This window comes from Pseudidiomarina mangrovi (genome assembly GCF_003999375.1).
GTDB lineage: Bacteria > Pseudomonadota > Gammaproteobacteria > Enterobacterales > Alteromonadaceae > Pseudidiomarina > Pseudidiomarina mangrovi.
The window spans coordinates 23,866-38,219 of the sequence record NZ_RJLC01000012.1 but is presented as its reverse complement, the minus strand read 5'-3'; the positions used below and the strand labels follow the sequence as shown (position 1 = coordinate 38,219).

Annotated in this window: 10 protein-coding genes; all 10 read left to right on the top strand. The window is 50.1% G+C overall.

The features are described 5' to 3' along the window. Window positions 1-105: 105 nt before the first annotated feature. The 10 genes from EFO84_RS05355 (at window position 106) to EFO84_RS05310 (ending at window position 14,304) form a co-directional block, all read left to right on the top strand. Entirely contained in the window at window positions 106-456 is a 351-nt protein-coding gene (locus EFO84_RS05355) for a YkgJ family cysteine cluster protein (protein ID WP_127347036.1), read from the top strand. 117 nt (window positions 457-573) lie between these two features. Then, window positions 574-2,751 (top strand): M3 family metallopeptidase, encoded by a 2,178-nt coding sequence (locus EFO84_RS05350; protein WP_127347035.1) that lies wholly within the window; start codon window positions 574-576, stop codon window positions 2,749-2,751. Between the two features lie 107 nt (window positions 2,752-2,858). After that, entirely contained in the window at window positions 2,859-5,084 is a 2,226-nt protein-coding gene (locus tag EFO84_RS05345) for an NADP-dependent isocitrate dehydrogenase (RefSeq protein WP_127347034.1), read from the top strand. Between the two features lie 119 nt (window positions 5,085-5,203). Further along, the gene (locus tag EFO84_RS05340; protein ID WP_127347033.1) at window positions 5,204-5,443 is read left to right on the top strand and encodes a hypothetical protein; all 240 of its coding nucleotides are present in this window, start codon (window positions 5,204-5,206) and stop codon (window positions 5,441-5,443) included. A gap of 11 nt (window positions 5,444-5,454) precedes the next feature. Beyond that, window positions 5,455-6,270, top strand: coding sequence for a DUF429 domain-containing protein (locus EFO84_RS05335; protein WP_164742383.1), 816 nt, complete (start codon window positions 5,455-5,457; stop codon window positions 6,268-6,270). 9 nt (window positions 6,271-6,279) lie between these two features. After that, entirely contained in the window at window positions 6,280-9,786 is a 3,507-nt protein-coding gene (gene dnaE / locus EFO84_RS05330; RefSeq protein WP_127347031.1) for a DNA polymerase III subunit alpha, read from the top strand. 18 nt (window positions 9,787-9,804) lie between these two features. After that, entirely contained in the window at window positions 9,805-10,761 is a 957-nt protein-coding gene (gene accA, locus EFO84_RS05325; protein ID WP_127347030.1) for an acetyl-CoA carboxylase carboxyl transferase subunit alpha, read from the top strand. 10 nt (window positions 10,762-10,771) lie between these two features. Then, window positions 10,772-11,767: a tRNA lysidine(34) synthetase TilS gene (tilS, locus tag EFO84_RS05320; protein ID WP_127347029.1), complete on the top strand. Its 996-nt coding sequence runs from the start codon at window positions 10,772-10,774 to the stop codon at window positions 11,765-11,767. A gap of 6 nt (window positions 11,768-11,773) precedes the next feature. After that, window positions 11,774-12,655: a DMT family transporter gene (locus EFO84_RS05315; RefSeq protein WP_127347028.1), complete on the top strand. Its 882-nt coding sequence runs from the start codon at window positions 11,774-11,776 to the stop codon at window positions 12,653-12,655. 2 nt (window positions 12,656-12,657) lie between these two features. Further along, window positions 12,658-14,304, top strand: a complete 1,647-nt coding sequence (locus tag EFO84_RS05310) for a cation:proton antiporter (RefSeq protein WP_127347027.1) — start codon at window positions 12,658-12,660, stop codon at window positions 14,302-14,304. Window positions 14,305-14,354 lie beyond the last annotated feature (50 nt).

The window sequence follows — 14,354 nt, the reverse complement described above, 5'->3', positions numbered from 1 at the left end:
GTTGGTTAGAATACCGGCCTGTCACGCCGGGGGTCGCGGGTTCGAGTCCCGTCCGTTCCGCCACTTCTTTTGTCATCCACAGTTCTATTGCTGGAGTGTTGCGCGATGAGTTTGGCTAATGCCTGCTTGACGTGTGGTGCTTGTTGTTCGTCGTTTAGGGTCTCATTTTATTGGGGCGAAGCGACGGGAGCTCCCAACGGTTATGTCCCCAGTGAACTCACTGAAGCGGGATACCATCCTCATTTGATTTGCATGCAAGGTACCAACCAGAAGCAACCGCGTTGCGTGGCATTGCAAGGTGAAATTGGGCAAAGCGTCAGCTGCAGTATTTACGCTGATCGGCCGTCACCCTGTCGTGAATTTGATATGTCCATTGACGGTAGCAACCCGAGTTGCGATAAAGCCCGTAGCAAGTTTGGTTTATTACCACTCATTTCGGTGATTGAAGTCGCCTAACAGCGCGCAAAAATCCGCTCAGGCGTCCGCTTTCTGCCATGAATGGTGCTTGAGTGAAGCGCCTGGGGCGAGTAGAGTATTGGACGTCTTAAAAAATTACCCCAAGGAGAATCCATTATGCGTATGAGTCTCATCGCAATTGCTATCGGCGCTAGCTTATCGCTGGCTGCGTGTTCAGATAAAGAAGCCCCACAACAAATGACAGAAGGTCAAGCTACTGAGCAAGTCACTGCCGAGTTTACTCAAGCGAACCCATTTTATGCGGCTAGTACATTGCCTTACATGGCACCGGATTTCACCGCGATAAAATTTGAACACTATCGCCCAGCTATTTACGCGGGCATGGCTGAGCAAGCAGCAGAAATTGCTGCGATTGCCAACAACACTGAAGCACCAACCTTTGAAAACACCATCGTCGCGATGGAAAAATCAGGTCGTCTGTTAAGCCGTGTGAGTGCGGTATTTGGTAACATTGCTGGCTCAAACAGCAACGATGACATCCGCAATTTACAAGCTGAGTTAGCGCCTAAGTGGGCGGAACATCGCGACAACATCATGCTGAACCCAGCCTTGTTTGCCCGCGTTGAAGCGATTTACAACAATCGTGAGTCACTCAGCGGTGAAGCCTTGCGCCTCGTTGAAGACACCTACACCAGCTTTGTGCGCGCCGGTGCTCGCTTAAACGAAGCAGAGCAAGTACGTATTCGTGAAATCAACAGCGAAATGTCATCATTGACCACGCAGTTCTCGCGTAACTTAATGACTTTGGTTGATGAAAACCTGATTGTGGTTGATAGCGAAGCTGAATTAGCTGGCGCTACTGCCAACCAAATTGCCGGTTATGCCGCTGCTGCAAAAGCCGCCGGTATGGAAGGCAAATATGTGATCCGTCTGAGCAACACAACGCGCCAATCTATTCTGGAATCATTGGAAAACCGTGAATTGCGCCAGCGTATTTGGGAAGCCTCGGCCAATCGTGGGTTGGGTAACACCGCCACCGATAACCGTCCGTTGGTCGCACAATTGACCAAGCTGCGTGCTGAACGCGCTAAATTACTCGGTTATGACAACTGGGGTGCATTCACCTTGGCACAGAGTATGGCTGGCACACCAGAAGCCGCGCAAAAAATGCTGCGTGACCTAGTACCAGCAGTAGTCAGCAACGTTGAAGCCGAGAAGGCCGAAATTCAAGCGATGATCAACGCTCAAGGTGGCGATTTTGAAGTGCAACCATGGGATTGGTTCTACTACGCTGAACAAGTGCGCACCGAGAAGTATTCAATTGATTCAAGTGAAGTCAAAAAGTACTTTGAATTCAACCGCGTGGTAGAAGACGGCGTGTTCTTCACTATGACCGAATTGTTTGGTATCACCTTCCATAAACGTGATGACATCCCGGTTTATGCTGACGATGTGTACGTGTATGAAGTCAAAGATGTTGATGGCGAAACCCTCGGTTTGTTCTATGGCGACTGGTTTACTCGTGATGGTAAGCGCGGCGGTGCGTGGATGAGCTCGTTCGTGAGCCAAAGCCATTTGTTAGGCACTAAGCCAGTGATTCTCAACAATATGAACATTCGCAAGGCGCCAGAAGGCCAGCCAACGCTGTTAAGCTTTGACGAAGTAAGCACCATGTTCCACGAGATTGGCCACGCTTTGCATGGCATGTTCTCTGACGTGATGTATCCGTCATTAGCTGGTACCTCAGTATCACGCGACTATGTTGAGTTTCCATCGACCTTCCAAGAAGACTGGATGCTAGACCCTAAAGTGCTGGCTAACTTTGCTAACCATTACGAGACCGGTGAGCCAATCCCTGCGGAATTACTCGCCAAGGTATTAGCCGCGAAAAACTTTAACCAAGGTTTTGATACCTTAGAGTATATTTCAGCAGCATTATTGGACTTCGAATACCACACACTTTCGGTTGACGAAGCAAACATCGACGATGTCGCTGCTTTTGAAGCCGCGGCCTTAAAAGCTAATGGGGTTGATGTAGCAGCGGTACCGCCACGTTATAAGTCAGCCTATTTTGCTCACGTATTTTCGGGTGGCTACTCAGCTGGGTACTATGCCTACATGTGGTCTGAAGTATTGGCTGCGGATGCCTTTAAATTTATGGGTACCCGTGGTGGCTTAACCTTAGAAAATGGCCAAGCATTCCGTGATGCCATTTTGTCGAAGGGCAACAGTATCGACCCAATGCAGCAGTACATTAACTTCCGTGGCCAAGAGCCAACGGTTGATGCATTGCTCGAGCGTCGTGGTTTAACTGCGCCTAAACTCGACCAGTAAAGCTTTCGTTACAACGGAGCATTGCAGAGGCAGACCTTTATGGTCTGCCTTTTTTTTGCTACAATTCGGCACAATTTTTTTGCTGATCTCGCTAAATAGGAATGACTATGTCAATTGATAGCTCAACCATTATCTATACCGAAACGGACGAAGCCCCACGCTTAGCCACCTATTCGCTACTGCCTATCGTGCAGGCTTTTACTAAAGCTGCTGGGGTGACCGTAGAAACTCGCGATATTTCTTTGGCGGGCCGTATCATTGCTAGCTTTCCTGAGTTCTTGCAAGAGCAGCAACGCATTGGTGATGCCTTAGCTGAGCTGGGTGAGTTAGCCAATAAGCCAGAAGCAAACATCATCAAGTTGCCGAATATCTCGGCCTCTATTCCGCAGTTAATTGCCGCGATTAAAGAGTTGCAGGGCCAAGGCTACGCCTTACCTGATTACCCGGTTGAAGCGACAACCGCTGAACAGCGCGATATTAAAGCGCGTTACGACCGTATCAAGGGCTCAGCGGTAAACCCAGTGCTGCGCGAAGGTAATTCTGATCGTCGTGCGCCGGCATCGGTGAAAAACTATGCCAAGAAGCACCCGCATCGCATGGGCAAATGGTCAGCTGACTCCAAAACTCACGTTGCCCATATGACCGATGGTGATTTCTACAGCAGCGAGCAGTCGACTACCTTTGCTGCTGCTGACAGCCTGCGTGTGGTGTTACGTACGCCAGCGGGTGAAACGCTGTTAAAAGATGGCATTAAGGTACAAGCTGGTGAAGTCGTTGATGCTGCGCGTATGAGTGTGGCCAAATTGGCTGACTTCTTTGCCCAGCAAACTGCCGCCGCTAAGCAAGAAAATATTCTGCTGTCATTGCATTTGAAAGCCACCATGATGAAGGTCTCTGACCCAATTATGTTTGGTCACGCGGTGAAAGTGTATTTCGCCGATTTATTCAGCAAGTACGGCGATACCTTTAAGCAATTGGGCGTTGATGTGAGTAATGGCTTTGGTGATGTGGTGGCGAAAGTTGCGACCTTGCCCGCTGAGCAGCGCGCCGCAATTGAAGCTGATATCGCGGCGATCTTTGATCAGCAACCTGAATTAGCCATGGTCAACTCTGACAAAGGCATTACCAACTTGCACGTTCCAAGTGACGTGATTATTGATGCCTCGATGCCAGCGATGATTCGTGACGGTGGCAAAATGTGGGATCGTCAAGGTAAAACCCAAGATACCAAGGCCATGATCCCTGATCGTTGCTATGCCGGGGTTTATCAAGCGACTATTGATTTCTGTAAGCAACACGGTGCTTTTGATCCGGCAACCATGGGAACCATCCCGAACGTGGGTTTAATGGCACAAAAAGCGGAAGAATACGGTTCGCACGACAAGACTTTTGAAATTGCTGCTGCCGGCTCGGTGGTGGTGCTTAATCAAGCCGGTGAGACGGTATTCTCGCACGACGTCGAGAAGGGCGATATCTGGCGTATGTGCCAAGTCAAAGACGCACCAATTCGCGACTGGGTGAAATTGGCCGTCAATCGCTCACGGTTAAGCGGTATGCCTGCCGTGTTCTGGCTAGATGCCGAGCGTGCCCATGACGCTCAACTGATTAAGAAAGTACACAGCTACTTGGCTGAACACGACACCAATGGCCTTGACCTGCAAATCATGGCACCCACCGAGGCCACTTTGCACTCGCTGGCGCGCATGAAGGCTGGCCAAGATACCATTTCGGTCACCGGTAACGTGCTGCGTGACTACTTGACCGACTTGTTCCCAATCTTAGAACTCGGTACCTCGGCAAAAATGTTATCAGTGGTGCCATTGATGAACGGTGGTGGTTTATTTGAGACCGGCGCGGGTGGTTCAGCACCAAAGCACGTGCAGCAGTTTGTTGAAGAAAACTACCTGCGTTGGGACTCACTGGGTGAGTTCTTGGCACTGGCGGCATCGCTGGAGCATTTGGCGCAAACCACCGGCAATAAACGCGCACAAGTACTAGCCGATGGCTTGGATAAAGCCAATGCTAAGTTCCTCGACAACGACAAGTCGCCAGCACGCAAGGTCGGTGAAATCGACAACCGTGGTAGCCATTTCTACTTAGCCATGTATTGGGCTGAAGCCTTGGCCGCACAAACCGATGATGCCGAGTTGGCTGCACGTTTTGCCAAGTTAGCGACACAGTTGCAGCAGCATGAGCAAACTATCCTGGCTGAGTTAATTGCGGTGCAGGGCAGTGCTGTTGAGATTGGTGGCTACTATCAGCCTAATAGCAGCTTAGTTGATAAGGCCATGCGCCCGTCAGCAACCTTAAATAACGCGTTGGCTACGTTGTAAAGCAGCCATAGTGCGCTGACTGCAAATTGTTTTAGTGAAGGCCCGTGACTAGCCATAGTCGCGGGCCTTTTTTCTGCTAGACTAGCAGCAACAATGAATCTCACCGGAGCGAGAACGATATGACTGAGCAAGAATTTGAGCAAAGCCCATTAACCCAGACTATTAGTCAAAATGGTCATACTGTACAGGTCGATATTTATCGGGGCGACCACGGTGGTTGGATCTTAGAGGTTGTCGATGAGGGTAATAACTCAACCTTATGGGAAGATGAATTTGAGTCTGACCAAGATGCGCTAGACGAAGCCAAAGCAGCTATTGAAGAAGAGGGCATTGAAGCCTTTATTGGTAGCAACGACTAAGCGTTCTGGTGGTGACAGCAATAATACCAAGCCGGCGCATTGCCGGCATTGATATTGCTTGGCGTGATGGAAATCCCTCGGCGCTGGCTATCGGTGAGCTGGAGCAGGGTGTGTTGCAAGTCGAACAACTGCTACATGACTGTTATAGTGCGCCAGAAATGGGTCAGATACTCCTTGCCGAAGCGGTTCATGGCGTAGCCATTGATGGCCCCACCGTGATCGTCAATGCCACTGGTATGCGCGACTGTGAACGCGCAATTGCCAGTCGTTACGGGCGCCGTGGGGTGGCCTGCTATCCGGCTAATCTTAATTTGTGGGCGCACTGTCAAAGCCTTCAATTGAGCCAGTGGTTGTTGCAGCGCGGCTTTGGCCACGCCGGCAGTCAGCCCGAACGCGTCGATCATGCACCGTGGCAAATTGAATGTTACCCGCATGCGGCTTTGCTTGAGCTATTACAATTACCCTACCGTTTAGCCTACAAAAAAGGCAGCAGTGATGCCCGTCGCAGTGGCCAGCAACATTTTGCTGAACTGTTGATGAGCTTGACCCAGCCGGCCGTGACCGGCGCCATTCAATTGCGCCTAGCTGCCACCATTACCGAGCAATACCTGAATACCGAGCGCATAGCGAGCTTGCGCGGGGCAGCGTTAAAAGCTAATGACGATTGCCTTGATGCGTTGGTGTGTGTGCTCATTGCCGCCTATCATCAGCAGCAACAGAGCGAGGTATTTGGTGACGACCAGCATGGTTTTATTGTGGTACCGATGATGACAAGCCAGTGCCCATACGGCACAATAGCCCATCCCCTGAATTTACCAAACTGTTGATAGCGTGATATGACTGAATCGACTGAACCAGCTAGCACTGCCGCACCCCAATTTGTGCATTTGCGCGTACATAGCGACTTCTCGATGATTGATGGCTTACACAAGGTCAACGCGATTTGTGCCGCCGCCGCTGATTTAGGCATGCCAGCCATTGCCTTAACCGATCAAATGAACCTGTGTGGCTTGGTGCGGTTTTATCGCAGCAGTCACAAACACGGGCTCAAACCTATTATTGGCTGTGATTTATGGGTGCTCGATGCTGATGAGGCCGACGAAGCACTGACTAAACTCACCGTATTGGCGATGAATAACACCGGTTACCAACAGTTAACCCAACTGATTAGCCGTGGCTATTTAGCCGGACATCGGCAGGGTCGCCCCTGTATCGATCGGCAGTGGCTGGCGCAGCATCATGACGGCTTGTTGCTGCTGTCTGGTGGTCGTGATGGCCAAATTGGGCGCAAGTTGTTGCAGCAAAAACACGCTGAGGTGAACGCCTTAGTGGCCTTTTATCAGCAGTATTTTCCTGACCGTTTTTATCTCGAATTAAGCCGTACCGGCCGCGCCAATGAAAATGAGTACATTCACGCTGCGGTAGCGCTAGCTGGTGAAACAGGGCTGCCGGTGGTGGCCACCAATGATGTGGTGTTTTTACAACCCAGTGAATTCCACGCCCATGAAATTCGTGTTGCGGTGTCTGATGGGTATACGCTGGATGATAAACGGCGGCCAAAACTCTATAGCGAGCAGCAATACTTGCGCAGTGTTGACGACATGCTGGAGCTGTTTGCCGACCTGCCGGAAGCACTCGAAAACACCGTTGAAATTGCCAAGCGCTGCAATGTCACGGTAACCCTTGATGAATATGTGTTACCGGAATTTCCAACCGGCGGCATGACCCCAGAAGATTTTCTGGTGATGAAGTCTGAACAGGGTTTGCAGCAGCGTCTCGAGCAATTATTTCCCGACCCAGAGCTGCGCCAACAACGCCGTGGTGAGTACGATGAACGTTTGGCGATTGAGCTAAAAGTTATTAACACCATGGGCTTTGCTGGCTACTTCCTGATTGTTATGGAGTTTATTCAGTGGTCCAAAGATAACAATATTCCGGTGGGCCCTGGGCGCGGATCAGGTGCTGGTTCATTGGTCGCCTATGCGCTAAAAATTACCGATCTAGACCCGCTTGAATTCGATTTGCTCTTTGAGCGGTTTTTGAACCCCGAACGGGTGTCCATGCCTGACTTTGACATCGACTTTTGCATGGACCGCCGCGATGAAGTGATAGACCACGTGGCCGAACTCTACGGTCGTGAGGCGGTGTCGCAAATTATCACCTTTGGCACCATGGCCGCCAAAGCGGCGATTCGGGATGTCGGCCGAGTACTCGGCCACCCCTATGGATTCGTCGATAAGCTGACCAAACTAGTGCCTAATGATCCAGGTATGACGCTGGAGCAAGCCTTTAAAGTTGAGCCACGACTGCAAGAAATGTACGAGCAAGACGAAGATGTCCGTGACCTGATTGATATGGCACGAACCCTTGAGGGCTGCACCCGCAATGCTGGCAAGCATGCCGGTGGGGTAGTTATTGCGCCAACCAAGATCACCGACTTTTCGCCACTTTACTGTGACGAAGAAGGTAAACAGCCAGTCACACAATTCGATAAAAACGACGTTGAAGCGGCCGGTTTGGTTAAGTTTGACTTTTTGGGCTTACGCACCTTAACCATCATTCAGTGGGCGCTGGAGATGGTCAATCATAAACGTTTGCAGCAGCAACTGCCGGCCATCAACATTGAGTCGATTCCTCTCGATGATAAAGCCTGTTTTGATCTACTGAAAAAAGGCCAAACCACCGCGGTATTCCAGCTTGAATCGGCCGGTATGAAGCAGCTAATCAAGAAGCTACGCCCCGATACCTTTGAAGATATTATTGCCTTGGTGGCGTTGTTTCGCCCCGGCCCGTTGCAATCGGGCATGGTGGATAACTTTATTGACCGTAAGCACGGCCGTGAAGAATTGTCATACCCCGACAAAGATTACCAGCATCAATCGTTAAAACCTATTTTGGAGCCCACCTACGGGGTCATTCTGTATCAAGAGCAGGTCATGCAGATTGCCCAGGTATTGGCTGGATATTCGCTCGGTGGCGCGGATTTGTTGCGGCGTGCGATGGGTAAGAAAAAGCCCGAAGAAATGGCCAAGCAACGCGCGGTGTTTGAAGAGGGTGCCAAGAATAATAATATTGACCCAGAACTGGCAGTCAAAATCTTTGATCTGGTAGAAAAGTTTGCTGGCTACGGCTTCAATAAATCGCACTCGGCTGCGTATGCCTTGGTGTCGTACCAAACGCTGTGGTTAAAGACTCATTACCCGGCGGAATTTATGGCTGCGGTGATGTCGGCCGATATGGATAACACCGACAAGATAGTGACCTTGGTGGACGAATGCGAGCAAATGGGGCTGCATTTATTGCCGCCTGATATCAATCAGGGTCAGCATAAGTTCACCGTTGCGGGTGATGGCACCATTATTTATGGTATCGGTGCTATTAAGGGTGTGGGCGCTGGCCCTATCGAGGCTATTTTACAGGCGCGCCAAAGCGGACCATTTAGCGACCTTTTTGATTTTTGTGCCCGCGTTGATTTAAAACGGCTGAACCGCCGCATTTTAGAAAAGTTAATCAAAGCCGGTGCACTGGACTCCCTCGGTGTGCACCGTGCGGCTTTGTATGCCACGCTTGAACAAGCCATGCGCCAAGCCGAACAAACCGCCCGGGCGGCAGAAGTGGGGCAGAGTGACTTGTTTGGCATGTTTGCTGATGCGGTGAGTCATACCGCAAAGCCTGCCTATCAACAGGTACCCGAGTGGCCCGAAGCGGTGTGGTTGGAATTTGAGCGTGAAACCTTAGGGCTTTATTTAACCGGTCACCCGATTAACCGTTATCGCAAAGAATTACGCAATTATGTGCCTTGTGTGTTAGCCGACGTGAAACCGACGGGCCGCGATCAGGTCACAACAGTAGCGGGCTTAGTCATTGATGTTCGCACTATGGTAAACAAAAAAGGGGCACGCTGGGCCATTGTCACCCTCGATGATAAGACCGCACGGTTCCAAGTGCGTTTTTATTCGCAAGAATATGACTTACACTATGAATTGCTACAAAACGACCAAATCTTAGTGGTTAAGGGAGAGGTCGGCTTTGATGATTTTGCTGGCGCGAATACAATGACCGCCCGCGAACTGAATACGCTGGTGGGAATTCGTGAGCAATATGCCAAAGGGCTGCTGCTGCAATTACGCGAGGACCAGCTGCAAGGGTCCGGATTAGCGCGCTTGCAGGCCTTGTTGCAACCGCACCAGCATGGCACGACGCCAGTGCGTATTCGCTATCAACGCGATGATGTGCATGCGGAATACAAATTAGGAACGGCTTGGTGTGTGACCCCAGCTGATGAATTACTGCACGAATTGGCGGTCCAATTCGGTGACAAGCATGTTGTGCTAGAATTTTGATGGCAAACAGGAGCCATAATGAGTCTGCATTTTTTAGAGTTTGAAAAACCAATTGCTGAGCTACAGGCCCAAATTGAAGAACTAAAAGCGGTCGGCGCGCGCGGTGGTTTTGACGTGAACATCGAAGAAGAAATTGGCAAGCTGCAAGAAAAACGCGAGCAGCTGGTCAGTAAAATCTTTGCTGACTTAAACGCTTGGCAAGTATCGCAATTGGCACGCCACCCGGCACGCCCTTACACGCTTGACTACATTGAACATATGTTCACCGATTTTGATGAATTTGCTGGTGATCGCACGTTTGCCAACGATCGCGCGATAGTCGGTGGTACCGCACGTCTTGATGGTCGCCCAGTCATGGTTATTGGGCATCAAAAGGGCCGTGAAACCAAAGAAAAAATCCGCCGTAACTTTGGTATGCCAAAACCTGAAGGCTACCGTAAAGCCCTGCGGCTGATGGAAATGGCTGAGCGCTTTAAGATGCCAATTATTACTTTTATTGATACGCCCGGTGCGTATCCGGGTATTGGTGCTGAAGAGCGCGGGCAATCAGAAGCTATCGCACGCAATCTAAAGGTGATGGCGCGGTTAAAAACCCCAATTATCTGTACCGTTATCGGTGAGGGTGGCTCTGGTGGCGCGTTGGCCATTGGCGTGGGTGACCGCGTTAACATGTTGCAGTATTCAACTTACTCGGTGATTTCTCCAGAGGGCTGTGCATCGATCTTGTGGAAGAGTGCCAGCAAGGCTGAATTAGCCGCTGAAGCCATGGGTGTTACCGCTGATAAAAGCAAAGCATTGAAGCTTATTGATACCATTGTGGAAGAACCCATTGGTGGCGCACACCGTGACCACAGTGCTATGGCAGCGCGGTTAAAAGATCGTATCTTGACCGATCTGAGTGAGCTAGAAGCACTTGATTCTGCTAACTTACTCGATCGCCGCTATGCCAAACTGATGACATTTGGTTATTGCTAGCGCGCAGCCAATGACCGACCTTTACCCGGCGTTTGCACAACAACTCGATGCCTTGCAAGCGCCGCAGGGCCACCTCTTTGTAGCGTGCTTAGGGGGGGGGGCAGACTCCCAGAGTATCCTCGATTTACTTGATCGTTATCGCCAGCAACAGCCACAGTATCGCTATCTTGCTATTCATTTAGATCATCAGTTTCACCCGCACTCCGGGCACTGGGCGGCAGGCTTGGTGGCTGATTGTCAGCGGCGCAACATGCCGCTTGTGCATGAAGTCTTGCAGATTAACAGCGGGCCACGGGTGAACAAAGAAGCCGCTGGTCGTGATGCCCGTTACCACCGCATGGCAGCACTATTGCATGCTGATACGGTGGCAGCCGGAGTTAGCTGCTTGCTAGGCCACCATCGTAACGATCAGATTGAAACCGTGCTGCTGCAGCTAAAACGCGGGGCGGGGCCTAAGGGCTTAGCAGCTATGGCGGCACAACAAGATTGGCAGCAGGTTCGTTGGCTGCGACCGTTGCTGACGGTGAGTAAGCAAGCTATTTATGCCTATGCCGAGCAGCGTCAGTTGTTCTGGATTGAAGACGATACTAATTTTGACACCGATATTGAGCGTAATTTTTTGCGCCATAAGGTGGTCCCGCTATTAGAACAACGCTGGCCCCATTTTGGTGAAGCGGTATTGCGCAGTGCCGCACTGTGCGCAGAGCAGCATGATCTGCTCAATGAATTGTTAGCGGAGCAAATGGCGCCACACATCAATGACCAACAGCAATTGTTTGTTGATCATATTGCCCGCTGGTCGGCACCGAAGCAACGAGCAGCGCTGCGCTACTGGCTGCAACAGTGCCAGCAACCGATGCCCAGTTATGCGCAGTTAGAACAACTGCGGCAACAATTTTTGCATACCAGCAATGATGCTAAACCATTGTATCGCTGCCGCTGGTATAGCATTACCCGCAGCAAAGCACGCTGGCTGACTGTATCTCCCACGTTATCTCCCCGTTGAGGTGTTATGAGCGTACCCAATCAACGCAAAGCGCTACTACTCGGTTTGTGTGCCGTATTGCTGTGGGCCACCGTGGCCACAGCGTTCAAAATAGCCTTGCAGTTTTTAACTCCGCGGCAGTTGGTATTGATTGCGGCACTTACCAGTGTGGTGATTTTTGCGGGCTTTATTAGTTGGCAAGGGCAGTGGCACCATACCCTGACTCTAGCGAAGACGCGAACCCGCTTTTATGCATTACTGGGGCTACTCAATCCGTTTGCCTATTACTGGGTACTGTTTATTGCCTATAGCCAATTGCCCGCCCAACAAGCGCAAGCCATCAACTACACGTGGGCTATTACCATGTCATTGTTGGCGGTGCCGATCCTCAAACAAACACTGAGTAAACGTGAGCTTGGTGCCATGTTGGTGGCCTATGCTGGGGTGTTTTTGATTGCTACCGGAGGGCAATGGGACTTTAGCCAGACCAACTGGCTAGGTATTAGTATTGCGCTGGCCAGCACATTGCTATGGGCAGGCTATTGGCTTATCAATATTAAAAATACCGACCCACCGGTACCGGCGTTGTTCTGGTGCTTTTTATGGGGCAGCCTGTGGCTATTAGTTGCCGAGTGGCTTGCACCGTCGCCGTGGCAGCTTGATTGGCGTGGCTTGAGTGCTGGTATCTACGTTGGCATCTTTGAAATGGGGCTGACCTTTTTGTTGTGGCTCTTAGCAATGAGGCAAGCGGAGAAAACTAGTCAAATTAGTATGTTAATTTTTTTAAGCCCATTTCTAAGCTTAATTCTAATCTATGCTATTCTCGGTGAAGTGATTCACCACACCACAATTATCGGTCTATCCTTAATTTGTTTAGGGTTGTACCTGAGTCGCAATAAAGGAGACTAAGCATGGATATCTTCGGCGAGTTCACGTTGCTATTGGTGATTGCCTGTGGCGTAGGTCTTATTGGTATGTTGCTGCGGCAACCGCTTATTGTTGCCTTTATTGTCGCCGGTATATTAGTCGGTCCCTCGGCATTCGATTTAGTTAGTCATCATCAGCCTATTGAGCTGCTTGCGAGTGTCGGCATTACAGTATTATTGTTTGTGGTCGGTTTAAAACTCGATCTCGCATTAATTCGTCATTTAGGTCCAGTAGCATTAGCCACTGGGTTAGGTCAGCTAGCCTTTACCATTGTGTTTGGATTTCTATTGGGCCTAGCGATGGGGCTCGATATGTTAACCGCCGTCTATGTGGCTGTTGCGCTGACCTTTTCGAGTACCATTATCATCGTTAAGTTACTGGCTGACAAACGAGAAATTGATAGCCTACATGGGCGCATCGCCATGGGCTTCTTGATCGTTCAAGATATTGCTGTAGTGATTGCCATGATGGCATTAGGAAGCGGCGGTGCAGGAAGCACCGATTTGGGTTGGTTCATGATTATCGCCGAAATCGCGCTGAAGTTGGTCATCGCGGCTATTTTAGTCGCCGTTGCAATGCGCTACATATTACCGACCGCATTACGCCATATTGCCAAATCTCAAGAACTACTATTACTTTTTGCTATTGCATGGGGAACCCTATTGGCAGCTAGCGGTGAGTATTTTGGTTTTTCTAAAGAGGTTGGAGCATTTTTAGCAGGATTTTCATTAGCATCTACACAGTACCGTGAAGCGATTGGTGCGCGCCTGGCAAGTCTGCGTGATTTCTTGTTGTTATTCTTTTTTATTGAGCTGGGAGCTAAACTTGACCTCAGTACGTTGGGTGATGCACTGTTGCCGGCATCACTCTTTTCACTGTTTGTATTGCTTGGAAACCCGTTAATTGTAATGGCAATCATGGGCTACATGGGATACCGCAAACGTACAAGTTTTATGGCTGGTTTAACCGTTGCACAAATTTCGGAGTTTTCAATTATCTTTGTGGCAATGGGGATTTCGCTGGGGCATATACCGGAGCAAGCACTTGGCCTAGTCACTTTGGTGGGATTAGTAACTATTGCCATGTCTACCTATATGATTTTGTATTCACGGCAACTTTATGATTTCTGTGAACCGTACTTGGGAGTATTCCAACGGCGTAATCCTCACAGGGAACAGGAAGATACCCACGAAACCGAAAGCTCAGGGCGTTGCGCAGTAATTGTTTTTGGTGCTGGCCGTTATGGCGAACGTTATGCGCGCACTGTCGCAGAGCAGGGGCTTAGGGTAGTGGCGGTTGATTTTGATCCACAAGTGACTCGGCGTATTGAGCATCCTCTGATTGCGATGCGCTATGGTGATGCTGCTGATCATGATTTTATTGAGTCATTACCACTAGCTAGCGCCAAAGCGGTGGTCTGTACTATCCCTGATATTGATACTCAATTGATGCTTATCAGTAGTTTGCAGCAAGCGGATTTTAGCGGTCAAGTGATCATCACTGCTCACCAACCCGGAACACGTGCAGAGCTAGAACGGGCTGGTGTTACTGATATTGTAGTACCGCTCTATGATGCGGCAGAACATGCTGCTGCAAAATTGCTCCACAAGCTCGGCGAAGGCGCTGTCTGAGACAGCGTTTTTCTAAATCGTTCAATACAAAGTTACTGAAACAAATCGCA

What these genes read in the sequence shown, in the direction of transcription:
- accA (WP_127347030.1), top strand. Translation starts at nt 9,805, where the DNA reads ATGAGTCTGCATTTTTTAGAGTTTGAAAAACCAATTGCTGAGCTACAG.
- tilS (WP_127347029.1), top strand. Translation starts at nt 10,772, where the DNA reads ATGACCGACCTTTACCCGGCGTTTGCACAACAACTCGATGCCTTGCAA.
- EFO84_RS05340 (WP_127347033.1), top strand. Translation starts at nt 5,204, where the DNA reads ATGACTGAGCAAGAATTTGAGCAAAGCCCATTAACCCAGACTATTAGT.
- EFO84_RS05345 (WP_127347034.1), top strand. Translation starts at nt 2,859, where the DNA reads ATGTCAATTGATAGCTCAACCATTATCTATACCGAAACGGACGAAGCC.
- EFO84_RS05355 (WP_127347036.1), top strand. Translation starts at nt 106, where the DNA reads ATGAGTTTGGCTAATGCCTGCTTGACGTGTGGTGCTTGTTGTTCGTCG.
- EFO84_RS05315 (WP_127347028.1), top strand. Translation starts at nt 11,774, where the DNA reads ATGAGCGTACCCAATCAACGCAAAGCGCTACTACTCGGTTTGTGTGCC.
- dnaE (WP_127347031.1), top strand. Translation starts at nt 6,280, where the DNA reads ATGACTGAATCGACTGAACCAGCTAGCACTGCCGCACCCCAATTTGTG.
- EFO84_RS05310 (WP_127347027.1), top strand. Translation starts at nt 12,658, where the DNA reads ATGGATATCTTCGGCGAGTTCACGTTGCTATTGGTGATTGCCTGTGGC.
- EFO84_RS05350 (WP_127347035.1), top strand. Translation starts at nt 574, where the DNA reads ATGCGTATGAGTCTCATCGCAATTGCTATCGGCGCTAGCTTATCGCTG.